Raw genomic sequence first — 26,287 nt, 5'->3', positions numbered from 1 at the left:
TCCTGTTAAATCGATGTGCGTACCACTTTCGGCTTGTAGCCCTTCTTTTCCAGGGCATCCAGAATCTGTTCCTTATGTTCGGTTCCGAAGCTTTCCAAGGTGATTCGCAGTTCAACTGCAGCACTTCTGTTGGTCGTCACAAACTGGTTATGTTCAAGCTTAATGACATTGCCCTGCTCCTTTGCAAGAATGTCAGACACCTTTGCCAGTTCACCCGGCTTATCCGGCAGTAATACCGAAACGGTGAAAATACGATCGCGGAAAATTAATCCCTGCTGTACCACCGAACTCATGGTGATCACATCCATATTTCCGCCGCTCAAGATCGATACCACACGCTTATCGCGGACATTCAGATGCTTTAAAGCCGCAACTGTCAGCAATCCGGAATTTTCAACAATCATCTTATGATTTTCCACCATGTCCAAAAATGCAGTAATCAGTTCATCATCATCCACGGTGATAATCTCATCCAGATTCTTTTGGATATACGGGAAAATCTTTTCGCCCGGTGTCTTGACCGCCGTACCGTCCGCAATGGTATTGACGCCATCTAAGGTCGTCACTTTTCCCGCACGGAACGAAGCACTCATGCATGCAGCTCCGGCAGGTTCCACACCGATCACTTTAATCTTTGGATTCAGCAATTTGGCAAGGGTAGAAACACCTGTTGCCAGTCCACCGCCTCCGATTGGAACAAGAATATATTCCACAAGCGGTAATTCTTTGAAGATTTCCATCGCAATGGTTCCCTGTCCGGTTGCAACCGCAGGATCGTCAAACGGATGGATAAAGGTATAGCCTTCTTTTGCTGCCAGCTCTAGTGCATAAGCACAGGCTTCATCATAGACATCTCCGTATAATACCACTTCCGCTCCGTAATTTTTGGTGCGATTGACTTTGATGAGCGGAGTCGTGGTCGGCATGACAATGACTGCTTTGCAGCCGTAGCATTTTGCTGCATAGGCAACGCCCTGTGCATGATTGCCCGCAGATGCGGTAATCAGTCCTCTCGCGCGCTCTTCCTCGGAAAGCGTGCTGATTTTGTAATAGGCGCCGCGCACCTTATACGCACCGGTAAATTGCATATTTTCCGGTTTCAAATATACTTTATTTCCGCTTTGCTCACTTAAGAAATCACTGTAAATCAATTTGGTCTCAAGTGTGACTTCTTTGACCTTTTCACTTGCTTCTTCAAACTTGTCCAATGTTAACATCTTTATACCTCTGACTAATTCTGTGAAAACAACGCCTCTACAAATGCATCGGAATCAAATTTTTCCAAATCATCAATGGTCTCTCCGACTCCGATATATTTTACCGGTACCGACAGTTCGGATTGAATCGCAACCGCGATTCCTCCTTTTGCGGTTCCGTCCATCTTGGTCAATACAATTCCTGTGATATTGGTCACTTCCGAGAATTCTCTGGCCTGTGCCAGCGCATTCTGTCCGGTTGTCGCATCCAGGACAACAAGTGTCTCACGGAATGCATCCGGATATTCATTCTCAAGAATCTTATTGATTTTGCCAAGCTCATTCATCAGATTTTTCTTGTTATGAAGGCGACCTGCAGTATCCACCAGCAGGACGTCCGCCGATCTGGCTTTTGCTGCTGCAATCGCATCAAAGACCACCGAACCCGGATCTGCGCCTTCGGTGCCGCCAACCATCTGTACGCCACCACGGTTTGCCCATTCTTTCAGCTGTTCTCCGGCTGCAGCGCGGAAGGTATCGGCGCCTGCCAGAATGACTTTCTTGCCTTCTGCGGTCAGTTTTCCGGCCAGTTTGCCAATTGTGGTGGTCTTGCCCACGCCATTGACGCCTACGACCAGTACGACCGATTTTTCCGTTTCAAAGCGATATGCCGCCTTCTCAACCTGCATTTGCTCCTTGATGCTGTCAATCAGGAGCTGTTTGCACTCTGCCGGCTCTTTGATATGTTGTTCCTTGACTTTCTCGCGGAGAGAATCCAGGATTTCCTCAGTTGCGCGAACGCCCAGATCTCCCATAATCAGAATCTCTTCGAGTTCTTCATAAAAGTCATCATCGATTTTTGAAAAGCCGCTGAAAATACTGTCCAGTCCGGATACAATATTATCTCTGGTTTTGGTCAGCCCCTGAACCAGTCGGCCGAAAAATCCTTTTTTCTTTTCTTCTGCCATGATGGTTACTCCTCCAAATCATTTTCGATCAGGTTTACGGATACCAATGTTGATACACCCTTCTCCTGCATGGTAATACCATACAGTCGGTCTGCCGCATTCATCGTACCACGGCGGTGCGTAATGACAATAAACTGTGTATCCTTTGTCAGCTTCTTCAGATAGCCGGCATAGCGAACGACATTCGAATCATCGAGTGCCGCCTCAATCTCATCGAGCAGACAGAACGGAGACGGTTTCAATGCCTGAATTGCAAACAACAATGCAATCGCAGTCAATGCCTTCTCTCCACCGGACAGCTGCATCATATTCTGCAGTTTCTTTCCCGGCGGCTGTGCGATGACGCGAATGCCTGCCTCAAGGATATCCTCATCCTCCTGCAATTCGAGTGTTCCATGGCCACCTCCAAACAGATGTTTAAAGGTCTTGTCAAATTCTTTCTGGATATCCGCAAACTTTTCGGTGAACTGCTTGCGCATTCCTTCGTCAAGTTCTTCGATGATATCAACCAGACGCTCCTCCGCAATGATCAGATCGTCATGCTGATTCTTTAAAAATTCATATCGCTCGGATACTTCTTTATATTCTTCAATTGCATTGACATTGACATCTCCGAGAGAACGAATCTCATCACGAATACGGGAAATCAGCTTTTTCAATGCAGCCAAATCATCATATTCCTCATTGCGCAATTCTTCTGCCGCATGTGGAGACAATTCATAGGTTTCCCAGATGTAATTCGTCTGATAATCCAATGCTTCTTTTAATTTTTCCTGTTGCGTAGACAGACGGACAATTTCTTTTTCCAGGTCGGTCTCACGCTTGCTGATATCTTCCTGCTTTTGGAAAAATCCACTGTAAATTTCAGTTTTTTCTTCTTTATCCGCGCGGGCTTTTCTCAGACTATCACTTAATTGTGCAAAAATGTCATTGCCGCTTGCAATTGTCTGCTGAATCTCCTCGATATTCTTGCGTTTCTGCTCTACATCGGATTTTGCGGTTTTGGCTCCCTCGATCAAATCTTCACGCTCGGTATCCAGTTTTGCAATTTCACGATTCAAACGCTCAATATTTTCATTCACAAATCCTACGCGCTGTACAATATTGGCCTCTTCAAGAGAGATTTCGGATAATTTGGAAGTTGCGGCTTCCTCGAGTGCGCTTTGCTCCTTGATAATGCGTGCAAATTCTTCTTTTTCTTCCGCAATCTCAGATTCTCTGCGCTTTGCATAGGCTTCCTCATCCTCGATTTTTTGCTTTTCGGCAGTAATTTCGCGAATGTTTCCATCCAGTTCGGCAGTCTCGTTGCGCAGCGATTCATAGGCCTGGTCGCTTTCTTCTTTACGCTTTTTGGCCTGTTCAAAATTTAATTTTGCCGTATTTTCCTCAAGCAGGAGTTTTTGGAGTGCGATACGCACCTCATTCAGTTCCTCTTCCCCGAGTGCTCTGGCCATCTCAATCTCATCTTTGCGTGCCAGAAGCTTTTCTCCTTCCTTTTGCAAATCAGCCAGACGCTTTTTCATATCATCGAGTTCGCGTTTGCGGCCAAGCAAATTGGAATTGTTCTTAAAGGCACCACCGGTCAAGGAACCACCCGGACTTAAATATTCACCTTCGAGCGTAACCATATGCTGGCTGTAATGATTTTTCTTTGCGAGTGCAAGCGCGTGCTCAACGGTATCCACCACAAGCACTCTGCCAAGCAGATAGGCTGCAACTTCACGATATTTGTCATCGCATTTTACCAGTTCGCTTGCGATGCCGAGTACGCCCGGCTCCTTCAACGAGTCTTTATTTTTGTCATTATGACTTGCGCGCACGGAAGTCAACGGAAGGAAGGTCGCACGTCCGAGACGGTTTTCCTTTAAGAATGCAATCATTTTCTTTGCACACTGTTCATCTTCCGTAACAATATTTTGAATATTTCCGCCAAGCGCGGTCTCAATCGCAGTCTCATATTTTTTGTCGGTGGAAATCAGATCCGACACGACGCCCAATACACCCGGGTTCGAGTCTTTCTGTTCCATGACACGGCGCGTACTGTTGCCATAGCCTTCATAGCGCTCCGCAATATTGCGCAGCGATTCCAGACGCGTCTCAATCTTGTTTTGCTCAAGTCGAACGGTTTGAATTTCCTGTGCATTTTCCTGCGCCTTGGTCTTCCACTCTTTGTCCTTTTCCGACAGTTTTTTCTCTTCGGCCTTCTTTTCCTCCAGCCGCTTTGCAATCTCCTGAAATTCCTGCTCAGTCTGTGCAAAATAGGTTTCCTGCTCAGCCTCACGGCTCTTGCGGGAAAGCAGGCGCTGATTCAGCTGTGCTTTCTGGATATTGGTCTGCTCGAGCATGGTATCCATTTTCTGCTGACGCGCTTTGATGGATGCCTTGTTGTTCAAAAGGCGAATCATCTCCGCCTGTCCGTTTTCGATGCCGGTATTGCATCTGGCAATTTCCTGCTGAATGGCAGCCAGTTCTTCCTGTGCGGTCTGCTTGCGTTCTGCAATCAGCGCATTCTTTTCATCAAATGCTGCCCGTTTGCTCTCGTATTCGCTCTTTTCCTTTTCACGCTCTGCCTTATCTGCATCAATTGCCTGCAAGCGACCGGAGAGATGCTCGTCGGTCATTTCCGCGGTATGAATCTGTTCCTGCAACAATTCAATCTGGTTTTCCAGTCTTTGCTTGGTGACAGAAGACTGATTGATTTCTTCCTGCACGCGCGTAATATTGCTTTCGAGCAATGCAATCTCTTCTTTTAAATTCTCATATTCACCTTTGATTGTTTCATGTTGTTCCTTGACCTCTGCCAGTTCTTTGTCCGCAATTGCAAAATTACTGTCGGTCTGCTCCTGCATGCCGCGAATTCTTGCGGATTCCAGTAGGAACATATTGATATCATAGGTTTTTAATTCTTCACGCTTTTTCAGATAGGTTTTTGCCTTTTCCGACTGGCGCTCCAACGGGCCGACCTGGCGCTCCAGCTCGGCTAAAATATCATTGACACGAACCAGATTCTCGCGCTCATTCTCGAGCTGTTTCTGTGTCTCATTCTTTCTCTGTTTAAATTTGACAATACCGGCAGCCTCATCAAACAGTTCACGGCGTTCTTCCGGTTTATTACTCAAAATACGATCAATCTGACCCTGTCCGATGATGGAATATCCTTCTTTTCCGATACCTGTATCATAAAAAAGTTCTTTGACATCTTTCATACGGCAGACATTGCCGTTAATCAGATATTCACTCTCTCCCGAGCGATATACACGGCGGGCAATGGTCACTTCCTCGTAGTCAAGTGCCAGCTGATGATCGGAATTGTCCAGTGTAATGGCAACATAAGCATAGCTTTGCGGATTGCGGTTTTCGGTTCCCGCAAAGATAACATCCTGCATGGAAGCACCACGCAGCTGCTTTGCACTCTGTTCGCCCAATACCCATCTCACGGCATCTGCTACATTACTTTTTCCGGATCCGTTTGGTCCGACAATTCCGGTTATTCCGTTGTGAAAATCGAATACAATCTTGTTTGCAAAGGATTTAAACCCATGCACTTCCAAACATTTTAAATACATTCACTAATCCCCTGATTCTGCTTTTAATTGAAGAAGCGCTGCATAAGCGGCTTCCTGTTCCGCACCTTTTTTGGTATGGCCTTCGCCCCTGGAAATCTCTTTTCCGTCAATCAGGGCAGCCACCTGAAAGTGCTTATCATGATCCGGTCCGCTCTCAGCAATCAATTCATAAGATAGAACCTTATGCATTCCCTGCACAACTTCCTGCAGGATGGTCTTGCTATCATAAAAGAGTTTTTTATGCTCAATATCCGTCAGGATGTATTTTAACACAAATTCTTTTGCATTAGCAAAACCACCATCCAAATAGATGGCTCCGATTACCGCTTCGAGTGCATCCGACAAGACTGATTTGCGCAGTCTGCCCCCGGTCTGGTTCTCCCCTTTTCCAAGATAGAGATATTTGCCCAGGTCCATCTGCTTGGTGCAAAGTGCAAGTGTCGGCTCACAGACAATGCTTGCGCGTAATCGCGTCAACTCTCCTTCCGGCAAATCCGGATAATTCAAATATAAAAATTCACTCGAAATCAACTCGAGTACCGCATCTCCCAAAAATTCCAGGCGCTCATTGTCCATACCTTTTTTCATATGTTTTTCGTTGGCATATGAGCTATGTGTCAACGCCTGTCTCAGCAGTCCCTGATTTTGAAAATGATATCCAATGGTCTCCTGCAATTCTGCTTCGTTCATAATTGTTCCTCCAAATAACGCGCAAAAGACTCTCGGGCATTTTCGCCGCGAGAGTCTGCAAAATCATTCTATGTTTATGAGATTGCGGATTTGATTGCTTCTACCGCATCTCCGACAGTAGAAATCTTCTCTGCTTCTTCGTTTGGAATTTCAATTCCGAATTCCTCTTCAATTCCCATAATAATCTGGAATACATCCAGCGAATCTGCACCGAGGTCATCTGTAAATGTGGTATCCAGTGTAATCTCGTTTTCGTCCGTATTCATGGTGTCGGCAATAATCTTCTTTAATTTTTCAAGTTCCATAATTTTAACCTCTCTTTATACTGATTTATTATTCTTCTGCCCCGTCATCGGCAGTAAGCAACTCTTTCATCTTTTGATTGATTTGATTTTCCGAAAATGCAACACATTGGAAAATCGCATTCTTGATTTCGGTATTCTTGGAATTACCATGTGTCTTGACTACCAATCCGTTCAATCCCAGAAGCGGTGCTCCGCCATAGGTGGATGCGTCAAAAGATTTGATGGTCTTTTTCAAAGCCGGCAATGCAAGTGCCGCACCGATCTTGGATTTTAAAGTACTCATCAAACCGCCCTTAATCACTGAAATCAGGGTCTGGCTCAATCCTTCATAAAGCTTTAAAATGACATTTCCCGTAAATGCCTCACAGACAATGACATCTGCAGCTCCATGCGGGATTTCACGCGATTCTATACTTCCGACAAAATTAATGTCCTTACATTCTTTTAATAATGGATATGTCTCTTTTACAAGCGCATTTCCTTTTTCTTCTTCGGTTCCGATATTTACAATTGCGACACGCGGATTCTCAATGCCCACAATATGTTTCATATAAATGGAACCCATCTTTGCAAATGTCACAAGATGTCCCGGTCTCGCATCCACATTGGCACCGCAGTCAATCAGAAGCGATACTCCGTTCTCCGTCGGCAAAAGCGGTGCAAGCGGCGGTCTCTTTACCCCCGGAATACGTCCGACAATTGTCTGTCCTCCCACGAGAGTTGCTCCGGTACTTCCGGCAGAAATAAATGCATCAGCCTGCTTATCTCTTACCATTTTCATTCCCACTACCATCGAAGAATCTTTTTTCTTTCGAATGGCATTCACCGGATGCTCAGCCATCTCGATAATCTCGGTCGCATTCACCACCTCAATCTGATCATTCGGATATTCGTATTTTGCCAATTCTGCGCTAACCACATCTTCCTGTCCCACCAGGAAAATCTTAATGTCATTGCGAAGTCTGACTGCATCCACTGCCCCCTGTACCGGTGCAGCCGGAGCATTGTCGCCTCCCATCGCATCTACGCAGATTCTAATTGTTTCAGGCATGATTACACCTCCCTATCACACATCTACATGAAAATATACTATAAATGCGTTTATAAATCAATGCCATGTTATGATGTTACCATTCACAGTTTGTGATAATGCTGTAACATCCTCGCCCCATAGCCCCAGTAACCCTTCACCATTTTGCGAATATTTAAGGTTTTCAATATGCAAAAGGCGAGCATTACACATGTGTCTTTTGATGAATGAACCATTTTGAAAAAAGGTTTATGAAGTGGCGGACACCTAGTTTGTTGTTTATTTCACTAGGGCTCACTCCAATTCACCCGGGTATCCTTTAGATGAGAAGTACATATCCGAAAGTTTTGGGTGTCCGCCAACCATAAAACTTTTTTCAAAATTGTACAGGCATTCAAAAGACATATGTCAATCAAGATGCGAGCCTTTGTATATTAGAAAACCAAAATATTCTTGCAAAGTGAAGGGTTACCGGGGCTATGGGGCGAGGATGTTTATCATAAAACAGACTGTGAATGGTAACATTAAGGTTTTAAAGTGTATTGAATTTCGAATTTTCCGTCAGTGATAGACACGGTCGCGCAGGCTCCGCTAAGCATCGGAATCTGCGGTGGCAGATGCCCGATATCCAGATCCATCAGTATAGGAACATTCAGGTCTCCTAAGATGCCAGTCACGGCAGAATACTGATCCAGTCCCATCATTTCCTGTCCGTAACAGCCCGGGCGTCCAATCAGGAAAGCTTTTGCATTCGAGAACCAGCCGGCCTCTTTCAAATTCCAGAGTGCGCGGCGGATCGACATCACATTCAGATCACAGGATTCCAGAAACCAGATGATTCCGTCTTCCCGATAGCGCTCATTAAATTCCGCCACGCAGTCAAAACGTGTGCCGACCAGATTGGCCAGGCAATCCAGGCAGCCTCCTGCCAGACGTCCGGAAACAGGATTGTGATATTGATACAGCACCGGTCTGGACTCTTCCGTTAAATGATAGCCGACCAGCGGATGCTGTGCATCCTTGAGCTGTTCCAGTTCCCATTTGTCATATCCCTTGAAATGCAATTGCTTTCCGGTCATTACGGCAAGAGCATTTCGCATCGCATCATGCAGAGGTTCCTGGCCGAATTCACTTGCGCACGGTCCATAGACAGCTGCCGTGTCGAGCATCGTCGTAGACAAAAACGTAAAATTGGTATTGTCGGAATAACCGAGATACCACTTCGGCTCTGCGTTTTTGATACGAGAGAAATCCAGCTCACTCAGCACCTCGCACATCAATTCGCCTCCCCCACAGGAAATCAGAATATCGCTTTGCGCATCCTCATACGCTTCCATCAATTCGTCGGCACAGGCTTTCGGTGTATTGCTGATTCCGATCCCGCAGTCCGCATAGACATTCGGTCCGAGTTTGGTCTGATAGCCCATCTGTTCAAACCGGCACAATGCATTTTGAAATAATGTATGATACGGCTCCATCACACAGCCAAATGACGGCGCGACAAAACCGATGGTTCCATGCTCTTGTAAAAATTTCGGATAACGCATATTCTTTTCGTCCTCTCTGTTTTTTGACATGAAAAAAAGAGTGTCATACGACACTCTTTTTATATTGTACTTAATTTTGCACGATATTTCAATTTCTGTCTCGAATAATGATAATAGGATTGCATATTACGCCAGATTGATGATTCCTTGTGATAATGGAATGTCGTCTTATATGCGATATTCTGACGATTGCACCAATTATAAATATCATTGATTCCCAAACGCTTTACCGAACGGATATTGCGCATGAAAATATCAATCTTAGATATTTCTTCCTGATTATTCACATACAGATGAAAGATGGTACTAGGGCACTCAATCACAATCTGCCCGCCTCTTTTTGTTTTATCCATATTGCCTCCCTCTCGATGCACGACTACAAGTCGTGATACTATAGTACTACAAGAGATAAAGAAAAAAAAGCCTTTTTTGACAATTTTGTTATCTTGTGCCAAACATATATTCGCACAACAAAATATGGTACCTCAATGTGCGAATTGGCTATTATAAAGCTGTTCATAGAAACCGTGTTGCAGTAAAAGAGTTTCGTGATTCCCCTGTTCTATGATTTTTCCATCCTTCATGACCAGAATCAGATCCGCATCCTCAATGGTCGACAGACGGTGTGCCACGATGAAGCAGGTCCTGCCGCGACTCATCGCCATAAAGGCCTTTTGAATCCGCATTTCGGTTCGTGTATCAATCGAAGAAGTCGCTTCGTCGAGAATCAGCATCGGTGGCAGCGCCAGCATTACGCGCGTGATACACAGCAACTGTTTCTGTCCCTGTGACAGACTGCCGCCGTCCTCTCCGATAATCGTATCATAGCCTTTTGGCAGGCGCTGAATGAAACTGTGTGCATGTGATGCCTTTGCAGCCTCAATCACCTCTTCATCCGTCGCATCCGGTTTTCCCATTATGATATTCTCGCGAATCGTACCATGTCGAAGCCAGGTCTCCTGCAATACCATACCAAAGGAAGTGCGCAGGCTGTGCCTTGAAACATTGCGGCTCGCCTGTCCGTCAATAAAGAATGCACCTTTGTCCGTTTCATAAAAACGCATCAGCAGATTGATCAGCGTCGTCTTGCCGCATCCCGTCGGCCCGACAATCGCGATCCGGCTTCCCTCTGTCACATCCAGACAAAAATCTTCGATGAGCGGTTGATCCGGATGGTAAGAGAAACTGACATGATCTGCAATTACATGCCCTTTGACAGCTTCCAGTGCCGGACAATCCGGACTCTCCGGAGTCTCCGGCTCTGCCTCAATCAATTCAAAAATTCTTCCTGCACAGGCAATTGCATTTTGCATTTCCGTCACCACACCGGAAATCTCATTAAACGGCTTTGTATACTGGCTCGCGTAGCTTAAAAATGCCTGAAGCTGTCCAACCGAAATTCCGCCGCTCATTGCCAGAATTGCGCCGCAAACTCCGACGCCCGCGTAGACCAGACTGTTGATAAAGCGCGTACTCGGATTGACGGTGCTTGAAAAAAAGGTGGCACGCAAAGAACATTTGCGCAGATTCTCATTGATTTCATCAAATTGTTCACACTGCTTCTGCTCACGTCCAAATGCAATCACCGTCTTTTGATTTGCTATTGTCTCCTGAATCAAAGCGGTCTGTTTGCCTCGCATCTGTGACTGCAGCTGAAACATGGAAAAGGTCCGCTTTGCAATAAAGGATGCAACAAACATTGACAGCGGGGTAACCAGAATCACCACCAGCGTCACCCGCCAGTCAATCATAATCATGAATCCGATGGTTCCAAGGATGGTCATCAGTCCGGTGACCAACTGTGTCATTCCCATCAGCAATCCATCCGCAAATGTATCCACATCCGCGATAATGCGGCTGACCATATCCCCATGAGAATGGCTGTCGATATACCCAAGCGGCAGCCGTCCCATATTGTAAAATGCATCTCTGCGGATATCCCGCACAATCCGATAGGTCATCGTATTGTTGATCATATTCAAAATCCACTGCAAAATTGCCGTCAAAAGCACCACTGCCCCGGTTTGCAGAACCAGCATCCGCAACCGTTCAAAATCAACCTGTCCTTTTGCAACAATCAAATCGATTGCCTTTCCGGTCAGGATTGGGAAAAGCAGCGTCAGTGCCACGACTGCAACCGCGCACAGCACAGACAGGAAAAACAGCCACAGATAGCGTCTCATATAATGAAAGATTTTCCGGAGGGTTTCTTTTTGCTTTTTATTTTTCATGACTGCCCTCCTTTTTGAACTGAGACATATAAATCTCCTGATATACGGCACACTCTTTCAGAAGTTGCTCATGCGTGCCGATTCCGGCAATCGCGCCATCGTCGAGTACAATGATGCGGTCCGCGTGCATAATGGAAGAGGTTCTCTGCGAAACCAAAAAGACGGTTCGCTTTTTTCCCTGCTGTGCAATGGCCTTACGCAATGCCGCATCCGTCGCAAAATCGAGTGCCGATGCACTGTCATCGAGAATCAGGATATCCGGATTGCGCACCAGCGCGCGCGCAATGGTCAGACGCTGTTTCTGTCCGCCTGACAGATTTTTGCCGCCTTCTTCGACTCTACCATCAAGTCCTTTCTGCGCGAGAATATCGCCGGCCTGCGCCACTTCAGACGCGGCCATAAGTTCCTCATCACTTGCCTGCTCATTTCCCCACAATAGATTCTCACGAATCGTTCCGGAAAAGAGTACCGCCTTTTGCAAAACGACTCCGATCTGTTCACGCAGATGCGCATAAGTATATTCTCTGACATCCACATGATTCACACGAACCGTGCCGGAATATGCATCATAAAAACGCGGAATCAAATTGACCAGCGTTGATTTACCGGAGCCGGTTCCGCCGATGATACCAATGGTCTCTCCTCGTTTCACCTGCAATGATATATTGGTCAGCGCCGGCTTTGCACTTCCCGGATATTGCATGGTCACATCACAGAATTCAACATGATATTCGGATGGCTGTGCCTGCATGATATCACCTTCCGTCATGCTCTCCGTGCGCACCAGAACCTCCTCGATTCGTTTTGCACATGCCAGCGATTTGTTGATGGTAATAATCAAGTTGGCCAGTTTTACAAGTTCCACGAGAATCGATGCCATATAATTGACCAGCGCAATGACCTTGCCCTGTGTAAGATGGCCCAGATATACCTCCCGGCCGCCCGCCATGATGACTGCAAGGACTGCGAAATTGATTACAATATATGTCAGCGGATTCATCAATGCGGAAATGCGTCCGACAAAGAGCTGCAGCCGAATCAGATATTCATTTTCATTTGCAAAATTTGCATTCTCCTCATCCTCTTTTGCAAAGGCGCGAATGACACGCGCTCCGGCCAGATTCTCTTTGGTGCGCAGCAAAATCCGATCCAGTGCCGCCTGAACCTTGCGAAACAATGGAATGCTGACCAGCATTACCGTAAACACGATTACAGACAAAACCGGAATCGTCACCACAAAGATCAGCGCGGCTTTCACATCGACGGTAAATGCCATGATCATTGCACCAAATACAATAAACGGCGACCGCAAAAACAGGCGCAGTACCAGATTCACTCCGGACTGAACCTGATTGATATCACTTGTCAGTCTTGTAATTAAAGTTGAAGTGCCCAGATCATCCAAATCTGAGAACGAAAACGATTCGATTTTTCGAAACAGTGCGCTTCTTAAACCGGCGCCCATACCAACTGCAGCTTTTGCCGCATAATATTGTGCCGTTATGGAAAAAGCCAGTCCGATTGCTGCAAGCAATACCAGCAGACCTCCATATTGCAATACCATTCCGGTATCTTTAGCCGCAATGCCATCATCGATAATTTTTGCCATGACAAGCGGCACAAACAATTCCAGCAAAGCCTCCAGCAACTTAAAAAGCGGCGCAAGAATCGCCTCTTTTCTCTCCTGCTTCAAATAACACAATAATTTCCTCATATAGCCTCCTAACGCTAATAGTATATAGGAACAAACGCACTTCGTCAAAAAAGCAAAAAAACTTTTCTAATGGTTCGAGTTATGCTAAAATAACTTTAGTTTGATAGAGAAATCAGAGTACAAATTCTAATAATATTTGGAGGAACTGTACATGCAAAATAATGAATCCGCAGAAAATTATCTGGAGACCATATTGGTTTTAAGCCGCCGTCTCCCCGTTGTTCGTTCCGTTGATGTTGCAAACGAACTGGGATTCAAGAAATCTTCCGTCAGTATTGCAATGAAAAATCTTCGAGAAAAAGGTCATATCACCGTAACCGACGCAGGCTTTATTTATCTGACCGACAGTGGAAAAGATATCGCAGAAAGCATTTATGAGCGCCACGAATTCATCACCAAATTTTTCACCGAAATCGGCGTTGATCCGACTGTAGCCGAAGAAGATGCCTGTCGCATCGAACATGTTATTAGCGCCGAAACATTTGCGGCACTAAAATCATATTTAAATCGTTCAAGAGCATAAAAAAGAGAGGCAAATGCCTCTCTTTTTTTGCGCTATATTTTTTCAAAAAATGCAATTCCGAATGTTCCCTCTCCGCTGGCAACCGCACTTGAGAAAGAACTCTTGCATACAATCACAGACTCGAAGTTGATTCTCTTGGAAATCTCCTCCATTACATAATTGCGCTGGAACGAAGTACAGCCTGCAAATGATACAATGATGACGCGCGGATCGATGCGCCTGGTCTTATGCAAACGCATCGAAATATATTTACGCCACAGGTGCTCTTTCTCACCTGTCATAAACGAGCTCACCGCGATGGTCTTCCGCTTCATTTTCATCACAGGATGCAAATGGAAGGTTCTGGCCAAATGTGCCAGTGAGCGCTTGGTATATCCCTGCATGCTGAACTGATCGAGATCATGCATCACAAATCCATTGTCGACAACCGGTTTATAATGATCCAGTGCCTCTATGATTTCGTCCACACTCTTTCCAAAGCTGGCAAGGCGTGCTGCCTCCAATACCAGCAAGGCTTCTCCTGCCGAAATATTTTCCGAATCATATACATGTACATAATCAAATCCCCTTGCTGCTTCCAACGCGCGGGAATATGTCACGCCGGCATTGCTCGCCATCGAAATATGAATGACATCAATTGCCTCCATCAGATTATCTGCAAAGAAGGTCTCAAATTCTTCCACCGAGCAGCTGTCCATATGAACTTTTTCATTGCGGATATAATCAGACATATTATCTGAATCAATCTCCACAGAATCGATGAATCTGCCTTTGTCGGTCCGAATATACAGATTCATGACATGGATGCCGTATTTTTCGACCATCTCTTTCGGCAGATCGCTGACGCAGTCTGTTGTAATGCGGACCTTTTTGCGTCGGCGCACACTTGCACCATTTTTGTCGGTCAAAGAATTATCAATCTTTTCTTTTTTATAAATGACAATTTCCTGTGGCAGATGATTGAGAATTTCGCTCTCAAGGACTTCCGAACGAATCGGCTTTTCAAGATAGCCGTCAAATCCCACTTCCACATCTGCAGCCTCTGCTTCTTCCCTTGTCATTGTCGTGACTGCAATGATTGGGGATTCTTTACACAATCCGTTTTCCTGACGGCGAATCTCACGCATCGTCTCCACACCGTCCATATCCGGCATCATATAATCCATCAAAATGACATGGAAAAATTTACGCCGCGTCAGTTCGAGACATTCCTTTCCACTCATCGCGGAATAAATCTGCATACGCGTTGCAGCCAGGAGTCGGCTCGTCACCATGGAATTCATGCGATTGTCATCGACAATCAGAATGCGTGCCTCCGGTGCTTCAAACTTCTGGTGATATTCATAATTATGTTTTCCTGCAGTCTCTCCGAAACGAATCACACCAACAGGAGTATGCTCCACCACTTTCTGCGGCAATGTCACTGTAAACACGGAGCCTTTGGTATAGACACTGTCGAGTTTGATGGTTCCGTCCATCAATTCCACGAGTTCTTTGACAATTGACAGCCCCAGTCCGTTTCCTTCAAACCAGCCCTGCGTCTCTTTTGCACTCTTCCGGAAAGAATCATAGATTGTCGCAAGATTCTCTTTTTTGATGCCGATTCCGGTGTCGGAAACCGAGATGCGCATCTGGTAGGTACCATTTTCCAGTTTTTCTCCGGTTGCTTCGAGCTCAATGCTTCCCTTTTCTGTATATTTCACTGCATTGTTCAGCAAATTCAAAAGAATCTGTACGATTCGCTTTTCATCCCCGAATAATACCGCCGGGAACAGCGTATCCACATTCATTTTTAATTCCAGGTTTTTCTTAGCAGCCTGTGTCTTTACCATATTGTAAAGGTTCATAAACAGATTCTTCGTGCTGTATTCCATCGGCACAATTTCGAGTTTATGAGACTCAAGCTTTGCAAAATCCAATACATCCCCGAGCAGTGCCATCAGCATCTCGGATGAGTCCTCAATATTGCTCGCATATTCCACAATCTGCTCACTCGGATTCTCGCGCAAAATCAGTTCATTCAATCCGATGATGGAATTGACCGGAGTACGAATCTCATGGCTCATTCCTGCGAAGAAGGAGCTGCGTGCTCTTGCCTGACGCTCGAGTTCTTGATTTCGTTTCATTGAAATCTTGCGTTCTTCATCATACAAACGCATTTCCACTCTGAGCAGAACTCCGGTTGCGATTCCCACCACCAGGACACTGAACAGGGAATCCATATAAGCGGATGGAAGATTTTTCGGTGCGGCCAGCGCCGTCGGATGATGAAAAGCATATCCATATACGCCGACATCCACTACAATGGTCACCAGCAGTGAGCTCCAGAATTTCCATCCGTCATACATCAAAAAGATATAGAAATATCCGAGCAAAAACCAGATTGTCGCACCACCCTGTAATCCGCCTCCGAACAAAAACAGACTCGGAAACAAAATGATATTGAGCAGAATCGCAAGCAATGTCGATATCAGCCTTGTCTTTTTTCTGACCAGACACATCCAGAGGGAAAGTAAAATCAGCCCGAACAGAACCAGGCACATCACCCACAGATATACGGAGTCAGTCACAAGAAATGTCTCGAACAGGCTGATGAAAGCCACAATTGCCCCTATCTGGATAACCACCTGAAACAACCGTTGTTTCAGATTTTCAGCATCCCAGTACCAGGCTTTGATTCCCTTTATGAATTTACCCTTCAGTTTGCGAATTGTACTTCCCATAATTCATTCCCTTAGCTATTTGAAAATAAGTCATATGCCGACATCAAATCCGACATTTTGATTTTCTGCTCCATCTGCCGGATGACAGGATCGAGACTCTTGCCGTGATATGCCATTCCCCGCGCCGGCTTAATCACTTCAAGCATCTTATCCCCGTTTAATTCAAAGGTTGCATCCTCCAGATTCTTCTTCAGAATTGCCATCTGGGCATCTGATAATTCCGGCAGATTCACAGCAACTTCCTGCTGTGGTTTTTCCTCCGGATCCTCGATTCCGTAATGGTGCATCAGATCATGAATCAAATCATAAAACATGCGATATACTTTTGCATGATTCTCAATAATATAATTAATATTATCTTCTTTTCCGGCCATCTCAAGCAGACGTGCCTGTTCGGAAAGTTCATTTGCACCGATGGCTTTCATGGAACTTTTGACACCATGAATGGCAATGATATAATTCGCCCAGTCTTTCTTTTCATACAGGTCCTGCAGTGGCTGATAATTTTTCGCACCCTTATTGGCATAGATTTGCAGAATATCCTCAAAGGCATCCTCTCCACCGCAATATACATATCCCTTCTCGCGGTCGAGATTTTTAAGCGAATAGGTTCCGGTCGATTCGGTCTCTTCCGCAACCGGCTGCGGTGTGACCTTCGGTTTTTTTTCCACAACAGCCGCTTCCTCTCCGACCTCCACAATCTTGTTTGGATTCAGGATACGAAGGAGCAGTCGATTGAGCACGGAAATTTCAACCGGCTTTTCGAGGAAATCATCAAAGCCTTCCCGCAACAGCATCTCTCTGGCGCCGGCCACCGCATTTGCCGTCAGCGCTACAACCGGTACCGATTTGTAATATCTTCCCGGCAATTCGCGCAGGCGATGCAGAGTCTCCACACCATCCATTTCCGGCATCATATGATCCATAAAAACAAAATCAAAATCTCTTGAAGTGATTGCTTTTAAAGCCTCTGTTCCGCTTAATGCATATTCCACGCGAATCTGATAGCGCTTTAAAATTTCCATGATAACCTGAATATTCAATTCATTGTCATCCACCACAAGCACTTTGACATCCGGACAGATGTATTTCACGATTTGTTTTGTCGCATTTGTAAGCGCATCATTCTCCAACTCATTGTTGATTGCCTGTGCAATCGGCATCAACTGGAACGGTTTATAAATCTGATAAATATTTTGATTGGAAATCTCACGCGAATATTCTCCGTCGAGTACCACGATCACTTTCATCTTCTTGGAAAGCATATCGAAATATTCCGTATCTTCACGATATTCCACACTGCTGATAAACAGATGCGTAAACTGATTCTCCGACTGTCTTCTCTTTAATTCTGCTAGATTGCGGCAGAACTGGCATTTCACATTCAGCTGATCCTTCATATTGAGGATGGATTCGAGATATGCATCTCTGGTCTCGCCCTCATAATGCTCCATATTAAAATAGATGCCTACATGTACCATTTCCGCATTGCGGATGGTAATAATCGGTCTTGAGTCCACGACCTTCTGCGGCACAACCAGACGGATTTCGGTTCCCTTTTCATAATTGCTGTATACAGAGATGGTACCGCCCATCTTTTGGATGATTGCACGGCTGATTGCAAGTCCAAGTCCGATGCCGCCGACATTGCGCGAACGGCCGGCATCTGCCTGATTATAGGTATTGAACAGGTTCTCCAGTTCCTCTGTCTTCATTCCGATTCCGGTATCACGAATGGAGATGAGCAGATTGATTCCATATGCCTCTTCGCGCCAGAAAATATCAATAATCACACAGCCTTCTTCTGTGAATTTGAATGCATTGTTGACGATATTGATAATTGCACGGCGCAGACGCTTCTCATCTCCGATCAGACCACGCGGCAGATCTGCTGCATAATTGACAATCAGTTCCACCTTCTTGTTGTTTTGCTGGCCTGCCGACATATTTACCAGATCGTTGATGGTCGAAGAAATATTATAGGTTTCTTCTGCAAGATAAATTTCGCCCTGTTGCAATTCCGAAAAATCCAGAATATCTGTTACAACAAACATCAGACTGCGTCCTGCCTGACTGATCTTTGCCAATTCTTCTTTCATTTTTTCGGGATTGTCTTCCTGCATAATGCTGTCCACCAGACCGGAAATCGTATTGACCGGTGTACGAATTTCGTGGCTGACATTTGCGAGGAAATCATCCTTTCCCTTTTCTGCGCGTTCCATCTCCTGAATAAACTGACGCATATAACGCTCATACATTTTTCGGAGACGAACCCACAAATAAACAATTCCGCAGATAATCAACGCATTGATGGTCGAAATCTGTGTATGGAACAATTCTGCAGGATTTGAAAAATCAATCGTCTGCAAAATGAATGCATGAATCACAAAGGTCACCACAATCGTAATCAGTGACATGATAATAATCGGTGTATAGGCATAAAGCGCCATCGTCACCGTCACTGCCGTCAGCGGAATCAAAACCAATATCATATTTTGTTCAAAAATGGAATAAATAATGACTGCCGCATCCATAAACAAAGTTGTGAATACAACCCGAAAATTGGCAGAACCGAATTGTCCAAGATTCACAAACCAGATCATCACCATTGCGAATCCCAGAAACATAGGAATCCATGACGGCCATTCATAGAAAAGAGCGATTCCCATAATTGCAAGCAAATGCAGGGAAATAATCACCACAATGACCATCTCTATAATTTTATCTTGTTTTTCTTGTGCTATCTTATCCACTATGCGCCCCAATACATAATAGTTTTTTCTTCAAAACACCGCCCATCGCGAATCGCAACAGGCGGTAGGTTCATCCATCATTATATCAGACCAATCTTTTTTAACGCTTGCTCGAATCGTTCCTGATCAATCGGTTTGCCGGAGTAAATGGTACATCCAAGTTCAAAGGCCATCTTGACATTCTTCTCATCGGTCAAAGCGGTTGTCATAATTACCTTGGTACCGTCCTCGACGGAAATACCATGCTCCTTCTCGAGATTACGAATTCCCATCAGTGCCTGATATCCGTCCATGACCGGCATCATGATGTCCAGACATACCAGATCGTATGGTTCATTTTCTTCAAGAGACATCATAAAGGCATCCACAGCCTCCATTCCGTCAACGGTCACATCACAGTCTCCATATTTGGACAGGAAATTTGTCATAAATTTTCGTGTCACAAAATCATCTTCAGCTAATAATATTTTCATTTTATTTTCATCTCCTTTTCTGTATGAAAAAATCGACTATACAAATTGACGATAAATTTTCTTTGCCACCTTATATATATTCGGATTAAACTTAATCTCTGCATCCACATCCATAATCGCAAGCGCTTCTTCCAAAGAATAAGCATCGCGATAGCTTCTTGTCTCAGTCAATGCACAGAATTCTCCGACCACAGCAACGATTTGGGCAGCCAACGGAATCTCATCCCCTTTTTTCCCTGTTGGATAGCCTGAACCGTCATAATTCTCATGGTGAAAATTTGCAATTTCCCTGGACATGTGAATAAAATTATTAAATTCTCCGTTGCCTTCTATATCACGCAAAATCCGGGCTCCCTGAACTGTATGGCTTTGCATAATCTGAATTTCTTCATCCGTAAGCGCATCCTGCTTTTGTAACAGGGTTGACGGAATCGAAACATTTCCGATGTCACATAACGGTGCCGACAGTTCAATCATATCAATGTAGGAATCCGATATCACCGAATCAAACAGAGGAGAAAGCTGTAATGCCTCCGCCAGAATCCGGCAGTTTTTACTCAGACGCTCCATATGCGCTTCATCATAATTCGCATTTTCTCTTGCGACACGGATCAACGCATAGAGCACATTCTTCTTTTCCCGCTCATTCTGCTCCATCTGTGCAGTAATTGAATGCTGAAGTTTGCGATTCAAATCCTGCAATTTTTTCCCGGTCTCAGCGGCTTTCAAGTGGACTTCAACGCGTGCTTTTACGACTTCCGGAATAAACGGTTTGGTAATATAATCCGCACCGCCCACCTCAAATCCTTTGACAATATCGGATGGATTGTCATAAGCTGAGATAAAAATCACCGGTATTTCTCTTGTCGCCGGATTCTTTTTGATGAGCGCACATAATTCATGTCCATCCATCACCGGCATGGCGATATCAGTGATAATCAAAGATAGTGGAAATTTTTCCACAATCTTCATTGCCTGTTCCCCATTCTCTGTAAGAATCGGCTGATATCCCATCTCTTTCATCATATCCCGAAGTGCGAAACGATTCGTCTCGACATCGTCCACAATCAGAATCCAAACTGCATTCTCCTGGTTCATTCCTCGATACCTGCCTTTTGTGATTTCAACAACTCCGCCAAATCTTTATGATATGCCATTGCATGTTCATAATCTTCTTTTTGTACAGCCATCTTCACACGAAGCGCAATCGATTTGATTTCTTTTGGCGCCTGTGCAGTCATTTGTTTAATGGTATCTGCAAATGATTCCGCTTTTTCCCAATTTCCCATCTCCAGGCAGAGAACAAGCTTGGTCATTTTTTTATCCAGTTCTGTAAGATTTTCTTCTGTTCCAAAGTGCCACAGGTCATCTTTGATTCCGAAGTCATCAAGCGTTGCATGCTTGATATTTTCGCGGTTATTCGAAATCGTCTTGTCCGGTTCCTCAATCTCATCCTTTGGCAGTTCGACCCAGATTTGAAATGAGAACATGGAACCTTTGCCCTGCTCACTTTCGAGATGAATGCTTCCACCCATCATCTCAACCAATTGCTTGGTAATATTCAGTCCCAGGCCGGTGCCACCGAATTTGCGCGAAATCGACGCATCCACCTGTGAGAAACTCTGAAATAATTTATCCTGATCCTCCTTTGCGATTCCGATTCCGGAGTCAATCACAAGAAAGAATAATTCTATGCGGCTGTCGATTTGTGCAGTCTTCACCACTTCAAGAATAATCTTGCCTGCTGATGTGAATTTTACCGCATTCGACAACAAATTATTTAATATCTGAACAATCCGCAACTCATCTCCGATGATGCGTTCCGGAATGTCCGGAGAGATCGTCAGTAAAAATTCCAATCCTTTTTCATTGATTTTTGTGCGGTGATTGGAAACCGCATAATCAATCATATCGCGAAATACAAACTCTCGCAGTTCCAATGTAAATTTGCCGGCTTCGAGTTTGGAAAAATCCAACACATTATTGATGATATTATGCATATCCTGGCATCCGCGCTCAATCAGATTCAGACGACGGATTTTGGCCGGATCCGTCTCCAGTTCCAGCAATTCCCTTGTATTCCCGGAAATGCCATTGACCGGTGTCCGAAGCTCATGCGTCACATTAGCCGTAAACTCCGATTTGACTTTCAACGCATCTTCAATCTGCTGATCCACTTCCAGAACGCGCTTCTTCATCTGAATCCGCTCTGTTATATCACAGGCAATCACAATGCAATGATCCTCATCCATTTGATACATGCGCGTGGAAACAGGGAAACAGGTTCGATTCCTGCGATATGCTTCTGTCTCAATTTCCCTGCCGTCGAGTGGTTCCATGCAAACCAGCTGGCCCGATTGCCACGAAAACAAAGATGGAAAGATTTCTGTCACGGATGTCAATTTGATGTCTTTTCCGTATTCTAATGCCGCATCTGCAGCATGATTCGCATAAAAAACAGACCCGGTCTCATCAAAATACAAGATCAAATCATTCGAATGCTCTATGGAAAAGCGCGAGATTTCCTCAAAATCCATGTTTCCCTCCCACCGTTTTTTCGTCGAAAAACAATAGAGTTCCAACCTTAATTATAGTTAATTTTTCCCATTTATACAAGCGAAATCTATTTTTTTATCGATTGCCTGTACTGATTGCTTCGATGGCCACAGGGCCTCCACGCACCACGGAAATCAGCTTGAATTTCGTTTTCAGCAATGCAATCAGATCATCATTTCTCTTTTCGGTCAAATGGCTTTCCAGTATCACACTGTCCTGATTGATGTCCACCACTTCCACACCGAATACCTGAGCGACCTGAAACAGTTGTGTAATCTGTTCTTCCGAAACCTTGCTGATCTTTGCAAAGAGGATTTCTTTCATATGCAAAGGCACATCTGTCAAATCAATCACCTTGATGACTTCCACCATGCGGTTTAACTGCTTTTTGATCTGCTCAAAGGTAATATCATCGCTCTTAACCCCGATGGTCATTCGGGATATTGTCTTATCCTCCGTTTCTCCAACGGTAAGTGACTGAAGGTTATAACTTTTTCCGGAGAACAGTCCGGACACTTTTGCCAGAACGCCCACCTGATTCTCTACATATAAAGCGATCCAGCGACTTTTCATTTCTGCCATCACTGCCTCCTATTTCAATATCATTTCACTCATCGGATTGCCGCCTTTCACCATCGGCAATACCAGCTCATCTGTCGAAATCATGCATTCAATCAACCGTGGCACACCCTTGTGCTGTTTTGCCTCGGCAAAAGCTGCTTCGAGTTCTTCCGCAGTCTCAACACGAATGCCGAATCCGCCATAGCTTTCCACCAGTTTCACAAAATCCGGTACATACTTCGGACATTTGTCATTCGGTCCTTTACAGTCCGGCGGACAGGTCAATCGTCTGCGCAGACAGGTTGCAGAATATCTCTTTCCGTAAAACAGCTGCTGCATCTGGCGCACCATGCCCAGATAATAATTGTTCAATACACAAACCGTCACATCTGCCGACTGTACAACAGCTGTCGCAAGCTCCTGGATATTCATCTGCAGTCCGCCGTCTCCGGAAATGCAAACCACTTCGCGGTCTCTGTTTGCAATCTTGGCACCGATGGCAGCCGGAAGACCGAATCCCATCGTTCCAAGGCCTCCGGAAGTCAGGAACTGTCTTGGCTGTGTCAATTGCAGATACTGGCTTGCCCACATCTGATGCTGTCCGACATCCGTCACATAAATACCGGTCGGATACTGACGATTGATTTCCTCCATGATCATCTGCGGAGAAAGCCCCTTATCGCGGCGCATCTCAAGCGGATTTTCCTGCTCCCATTCTTCAATTTGTTTTTGCCATGCAGATGTATTTTTTGCTTCCGCCCATTCATTTAATTTATCAAGTGCGATTTTTGCATCCGCAACAATCGGAATATCGACCACAACATTTCTCGAAATGGATGCGGTATCAATATCGATATGTACGATTTTCGCTTTCGGCGCAAACTCATTCAAATCGCCGGTGATGCGATCGTTGAATCGCGTACCGATAGAAAAGAGTACATCACATTCACTGACCGCCTTATTGGCACTGTAACGGCCGTGCATGCCGCAATTGCCGATATAAAGTTCGTGATTACTGGCGATTGCGCCTTTTCCCATCACGGTGGTTACAACAGGAACATGAATCTTTTCCGCAAAGGTCTTCAATTCCTCATATGCGCCGGCAATATGAATGCCACCGCCGGCAAGAATCAACGGCTTCTTTGCAGATTTTAATAATTTGTATGCTTTTTTCAGCTGTCCGACATGGACGCCTTCATTGATTTTGTATCCGCGAATCTCCACCTTGTCCGGATAATCCGCAGAACCGCTTGCAGTCTGAATATCTTTCGGCAGGTCAATCAATACAGGACCCGGCTTTCCGGTTCTTGCAATATGAAATGCCATCTTGATAATTTTGCCAAGCTGTGCGCGGTCATGCACCGTCACACTGTATTTCGTGATGGAACGCGTAATTCCTACAATATCCACTTCCTGAAATGCGTCATTGCCGATCAGGGCACGCGGCACCTGACCCGTAAAACAGACTAACGGCACATTGTCATAATGTGCATCTGCCAGACCTGTTACAATATTGGTTGCGCCCGGTCCGCTTGTCACAAGGCAGACTCCGACTTTTCCCGTTGATTTTGCGTATCCTTCCGCTTCATGAATCAGTCCCTGCTCATGGCGCGGCAGTACCAAATCAATCGCATCCGTCTTATATAATTCATCAAACAGATCTGTTACGGTTCCTCCCGGATAGGCGAATATGGTGTCTACGCCTTCCTCCTGTAATGCCTTTACAAATAATTTTCTTCCTGTAATATCCATTTTCTCTTCTTTCTAAAACTACTTCTTGCGTCTATACAGGTAAAAGTAAAACTCTAAATCAAAATAAGTTTGTTCTTCACTGTCTCCAATCAGTTCCCATTCTTCTCTTTCATCCAGATTCGGGAAATATGCATCGGCATCATATGCGTAATCGATTTTCGTCACATGCGCATACTCGCATTCATCCAGCATTTGCTCATAAATTTTTTCTCCGCCGATTACATAGATATCTTCATCATTATATTTCTTTAATTCCTCATGAAGTTCTTCCATGGAATGAACAACGATTGCTCCTTTTACCTCATAATCCTGATTATGTGTCAAAACAATGTTGGTTCTGTTTTTCAGCGGAAGGCCGTTCGGAAAGCTCTCTAAGGTCTTCCGCCCCATGACGACGACCTTACCGGTCGTGGTCTCACGGAAGAATTTCTGATCTGCCGGAATGCGTACCAGCAATTCGTTATTCTTTCCAATCGCCCAGTTTTTGTCTACAGCTACGATTAAATTCATCCTGTTCCTCCCTATATTGCAATCGGAATATTTTTTACCTGTTCACCGGTAATATAATCCGTCACCTTGATATCATCCGTCGTAAATTGATAAAAGTCCTTAATATCCGGATTCAGTTCAAATTTCGGAGCAGGATGCTGCTCTCTTTGAATCAGTTCCTCAATAATCGGCACATGACGGTCGTAAATATGTGCATCCGCAATCACATGTACCAACTCTCCGACTTCCATATCGCACACCTGTGCAAGCATATGTACAAGCACCGCATACTGACATACATTCCAGTTGTTTGCAGCAAGCACATCCTGTGAACGCTGATTCAGGATTGCATTCAATGTCAGCTTGTCATGCCCCTTCTTTTGTGTCACATTAAAAGTCATACTGTATGCACACGGATACAAATGCATCTCATGCAAATCCTGATGCACATAGATATTGGTCATAATTCTGCGTGAAAACGGATTGTTTTTCAAATCATAAATCACACGATCGACCTGATCAAACATTCCTTCCTTATATTGATGCTTCACGCCCAGCTGATATCCGTACGCCTTTCCGATGGATCCGCTCTCATCAGCCCACTCATCCCATACCGTACTCTTCAAATCATGAATATTATTTGACTTGCGCTGCCAGATCCACAGCATCTCTTCCGTACATGTCTTAATTGCCGTCTTACGCAAAGTAATCGCCGGGAACTCCTTGGATAAATCATAGCGGTTTACCACACCGAACTGCTTGATTGTATAAGCCGGTGTACCGTCCTCCCAATGAGGGCGCACCTTCTCTCCCTCCGTGCTTGTCCCATGCTCCAATATATCGCGACACATATCCACAAAAATCTTATCTGCGTAACTCATGCTCCATCTCCTTTATCCTCGATTTCTCGACACTCTATCTTATTATTTTACTCAATCCTCTCCCATATGAAAAGTAAAATTTTTTCATTTATCGCCGCCAGTTCACAGTCTGTTTTTGTTATAAACATGCTCGCGCCGAGCGCGGTTTTCCTATCGCGCTCGGCGCATCCATAGCGGAGCGCTTTTTATGCTATAGGAATTTCGGAGAAATTTCACAAAAAAGAGCCTCGCCAGATGATTCATCAATCATCCGGCGAAGCTCCTACAGATTAAAACGGTCCAATCTCTGGTATTCCATACTTTTGTAAAATCTGATTTACTTCTTTACG

At 44.9% G+C, this 26,287-nt stretch carries 20 protein-coding genes; 1 reads left to right on the top strand and 19 read right to left on the bottom strand.

Going from position 1 to position 26,287, the window contains the following annotated elements:
- Positions 1 to 5: 5 nt before the first annotated feature.
- From ilvA to CSX02_RS10010, 10 genes are all read right to left on the bottom strand, one after another.
- Positions 6 to 1,217: a threonine ammonia-lyase gene (ilvA, locus tag CSX02_RS10055; protein ID WP_031543408.1), complete on the bottom strand. Its 1,212-nt coding sequence runs from the start codon at positions 1,215 to 1,217 to the stop codon at positions 6 to 8.
- A 14-nt stretch (positions 1,218 to 1,231) separates the two neighbouring features.
- The gene (ftsY, locus tag CSX02_RS10050) at positions 1,232 to 2,164 is read right to left on the bottom strand and encodes a signal recognition particle-docking protein FtsY (protein ID WP_031543409.1); all 933 of its coding nucleotides are present in this window, start codon (positions 2,162 to 2,164) and stop codon (positions 1,232 to 1,234) included.
- A gap of 5 nt (positions 2,165 to 2,169) precedes the next feature.
- A complete protein-coding gene (smc, locus tag CSX02_RS10045; protein WP_099386590.1) occupies positions 2,170 to 5,730 on the bottom strand; it encodes a chromosome segregation protein SMC in 3,561 nt (1,186 codons plus the stop codon).
- Positions 5,731 to 5,733: 3 nt separating this feature from the next.
- The gene (gene rnc / locus CSX02_RS10040; protein WP_031543411.1) at positions 5,734 to 6,420 is read right to left on the bottom strand and encodes a ribonuclease III; all 687 of its coding nucleotides are present in this window, start codon (positions 6,418 to 6,420) and stop codon (positions 5,734 to 5,736) included.
- Between the two features lie 74 nt (positions 6,421 to 6,494).
- Positions 6,495 to 6,725, bottom strand: coding sequence for an acyl carrier protein (gene acpP / locus CSX02_RS10035; RefSeq protein ID WP_031543412.1), 231 nt, complete (start codon positions 6,723 to 6,725; stop codon positions 6,495 to 6,497).
- A 28-nt stretch (positions 6,726 to 6,753) separates the two neighbouring features.
- Positions 6,754 to 7,776 carry a phosphate acyltransferase PlsX gene (plsX, locus tag CSX02_RS10030; RefSeq protein ID WP_031543413.1) on the bottom strand — a complete coding sequence of 341 codons (1,023 nt, stop codon included), beginning with the start codon at positions 7,774 to 7,776 and terminating at the stop codon, positions 6,754 to 6,756.
- 503 nt (positions 7,777 to 8,279) lie between these two features.
- Complete coding sequence (locus CSX02_RS10025; protein WP_099386610.1) at positions 8,280 to 9,302, bottom strand: S66 family peptidase; 1,023 nt, start codon at positions 9,300 to 9,302, stop codon at positions 8,280 to 8,282.
- Positions 9,303 to 9,361: 59 nt separating this feature from the next.
- Entirely contained in the window at positions 9,362 to 9,655 is a 294-nt protein-coding gene (locus CSX02_RS10020) for a hypothetical protein (protein WP_099386589.1), read from the bottom strand.
- Positions 9,656 to 9,787: 132 nt separating this feature from the next.
- Positions 9,788 to 11,533, bottom strand: coding sequence for an ABC transporter ATP-binding protein (locus CSX02_RS10015; protein ID WP_099386588.1), 1,746 nt, complete (start codon positions 11,531 to 11,533; stop codon positions 9,788 to 9,790).
- The gene (locus CSX02_RS10010) at positions 11,523 to 13,247 is read right to left on the bottom strand and encodes an ABC transporter ATP-binding protein (RefSeq protein WP_099386587.1); all 1,725 of its coding nucleotides are present in this window, start codon (positions 13,245 to 13,247) and stop codon (positions 11,523 to 11,525) included. The genes CSX02_RS10015 and CSX02_RS10010 overlap by 11 nt, the downstream gene beginning before the upstream one ends.
- A 151-nt stretch (positions 13,248 to 13,398) precedes the next feature.
- On the opposite strand from CSX02_RS10010, the gene CSX02_RS10005 reads away from it, so the two are divergent.
- The gene (locus tag CSX02_RS10005; protein ID WP_099386586.1) at positions 13,399 to 13,770 is read left to right on the top strand and encodes a metal-dependent transcriptional regulator; all 372 of its coding nucleotides are present in this window, start codon (positions 13,399 to 13,401) and stop codon (positions 13,768 to 13,770) included.
- 32 nt (positions 13,771 to 13,802) lie between these two features.
- Here the strand turns inward: CSX02_RS10005 and CSX02_RS10000 are convergent, their stop codons facing one another.
- The 9 genes from CSX02_RS10000 to thyA all read right to left on the bottom strand — a co-directional run bounded on the left by CSX02_RS10000 (position 13,803) and on the right by thyA (position 25,958).
- Complete coding sequence (locus CSX02_RS10000; protein WP_099386585.1) at positions 13,803 to 16,493, bottom strand: DegV family protein; 2,691 nt, start codon at positions 16,491 to 16,493, stop codon at positions 13,803 to 13,805.
- 11 nt (positions 16,494 to 16,504) lie between these two features.
- Complete coding sequence (locus CSX02_RS09995) at positions 16,505 to 19,246, bottom strand: ATP-binding protein (RefSeq protein WP_143248173.1); 2,742 nt, start codon at positions 19,244 to 19,246, stop codon at positions 16,505 to 16,507.
- A gap of 80 nt (positions 19,247 to 19,326) precedes the next feature.
- Positions 19,327 to 19,719, bottom strand: a complete 393-nt coding sequence (locus CSX02_RS09990; RefSeq protein WP_031543423.1) for a response regulator — start codon at positions 19,717 to 19,719, stop codon at positions 19,327 to 19,329.
- Positions 19,720 to 19,755: 36 nt separating this feature from the next.
- Entirely contained in the window at positions 19,756 to 20,817 is a 1,062-nt protein-coding gene (locus tag CSX02_RS09985) for a response regulator (protein ID WP_099386583.1), read from the bottom strand.
- Positions 20,814 to 22,256 (bottom strand): ATP-binding protein, encoded by a 1,443-nt coding sequence (locus CSX02_RS09980; RefSeq protein WP_031543427.1) that lies wholly within the window; start codon positions 22,254 to 22,256, stop codon positions 20,814 to 20,816. The genes CSX02_RS09985 and CSX02_RS09980 overlap by 4 nt, the downstream gene beginning before the upstream one ends.
- A 94-nt stretch (positions 22,257 to 22,350) precedes the next feature.
- A complete protein-coding gene (gene ilvN / locus CSX02_RS09975) occupies positions 22,351 to 22,848 on the bottom strand; it encodes an acetolactate synthase small subunit (protein WP_099386609.1) in 498 nt (165 codons plus the stop codon).
- Between the two features lie 18 nt (positions 22,849 to 22,866).
- Entirely contained in the window at positions 22,867 to 24,588 is a 1,722-nt protein-coding gene (gene ilvB, locus CSX02_RS09970) for a biosynthetic-type acetolactate synthase large subunit (protein ID WP_099386582.1), read from the bottom strand.
- An 18-nt stretch (positions 24,589 to 24,606) separates the two neighbouring features.
- Entirely contained in the window at positions 24,607 to 25,098 is a 492-nt protein-coding gene (locus CSX02_RS09965; RefSeq protein ID WP_031543430.1) for a dihydrofolate reductase, read from the bottom strand.
- Positions 25,099 to 25,109: 11 nt separating this feature from the next.
- The gene (gene thyA / locus CSX02_RS09960; protein WP_031543431.1) at positions 25,110 to 25,958 is read right to left on the bottom strand and encodes a thymidylate synthase; all 849 of its coding nucleotides are present in this window, start codon (positions 25,956 to 25,958) and stop codon (positions 25,110 to 25,112) included.
- Positions 25,959 to 26,287 lie beyond the last annotated feature (329 nt).

It is taken from the genome of Agathobacter ruminis, from assembly GCF_002735305.1.
Taxonomy (GTDB): Bacteria; Bacillota; Clostridia; order Lachnospirales; family Lachnospiraceae; genus Roseburia; species Roseburia ruminis.
The sequence above is the reverse complement of the archived record's forward strand: the minus strand, read 5'-3'. Positions and strand labels throughout refer to the sequence as shown.

Excerpts from the sequence above, each read along its gene's own strand:
- thyA (WP_031543431.1), bottom strand. The coding sequence starts at position 25,958 with ATGAGTTACGCAGATAAGATTTTTGTGGATATGTGTCGCGATATATTG.
- CSX02_RS10000 (WP_099386585.1), bottom strand. The coding sequence starts at position 16,493 with ATGGGAAGTACAATTCGCAAACTGAAGGGTAAATTCATAAAGGGAATC.
- CSX02_RS10015 (WP_099386588.1), bottom strand. The coding sequence starts at position 11,533 with ATGAAAAATAAAAAGCAAAAAGAAACCCTCCGGAAAATCTTTCATTAT.
- acpP (WP_031543412.1), bottom strand. The coding sequence starts at position 6,725 with ATGGAACTTGAAAAATTAAAGAAGATTATTGCCGACACCATGAATACG.
- plsX (WP_031543413.1), bottom strand. The coding sequence starts at position 7,776 with ATGCCTGAAACAATTAGAATCTGCGTAGATGCGATGGGAGGCGACAAT.
- CSX02_RS10020 (WP_099386589.1), bottom strand. The coding sequence starts at position 9,655 with ATGGATAAAACAAAAAGAGGCGGGCAGATTGTGATTGAGTGCCCTAGT.
- rnc (WP_031543411.1), bottom strand. The coding sequence starts at position 6,420 with ATGAACGAAGCAGAATTGCAGGAGACCATTGGATATCATTTTCAAAAT.
- CSX02_RS09985 (WP_099386583.1), bottom strand. The coding sequence starts at position 20,817 with ATGAACCAGGAGAATGCAGTTTGGATTCTGATTGTGGACGATGTCGAG.
- ilvB (WP_099386582.1), bottom strand. The coding sequence starts at position 24,588 with ATGGATATTACAGGAAGAAAATTATTTGTAAAGGCATTACAGGAGGAA.
- CSX02_RS10025 (WP_099386610.1), bottom strand. The coding sequence starts at position 9,302 with ATGCGTTATCCGAAATTTTTACAAGAGCATGGAACCATCGGTTTTGTC.
- ilvN (WP_099386609.1), bottom strand. The coding sequence starts at position 22,848 with ATGAAAAGTCGCTGGATCGCTTTATATGTAGAGAATCAGGTGGGCGTT.
- CSX02_RS09965 (WP_031543430.1), bottom strand. The coding sequence starts at position 25,098 with ATGAATTTAATCGTAGCTGTAGACAAAAACTGGGCGATTGGAAAGAAT.
- CSX02_RS09990 (WP_031543423.1), bottom strand. The coding sequence starts at position 19,719 with ATGAAAATATTATTAGCTGAAGATGATTTTGTGACACGAAAATTTATG.
- CSX02_RS09980 (WP_031543427.1), bottom strand. The coding sequence starts at position 22,256 with ATGGATTTTGAGGAAATCTCGCGCTTTTCCATAGAGCATTCGAATGAT.
- ftsY (WP_031543409.1), bottom strand. The coding sequence starts at position 2,164 with ATGGCAGAAGAAAAGAAAAAAGGATTTTTCGGCCGACTGGTTCAGGGG.
- ilvA (WP_031543408.1), bottom strand. The coding sequence starts at position 1,217 with ATGTTAACATTGGACAAGTTTGAAGAAGCAAGTGAAAAGGTCAAAGAA.
- CSX02_RS10005 (WP_099386586.1), top strand. The coding sequence starts at position 13,399 with ATGCAAAATAATGAATCCGCAGAAAATTATCTGGAGACCATATTGGTT.
- CSX02_RS10010 (WP_099386587.1), bottom strand. The coding sequence starts at position 13,247 with ATGAGGAAATTATTGTGTTATTTGAAGCAGGAGAGAAAAGAGGCGATT.
- smc (WP_099386590.1), bottom strand. The coding sequence starts at position 5,730 with ATGTATTTAAAATGTTTGGAAGTGCATGGGTTTAAATCCTTTGCAAAC.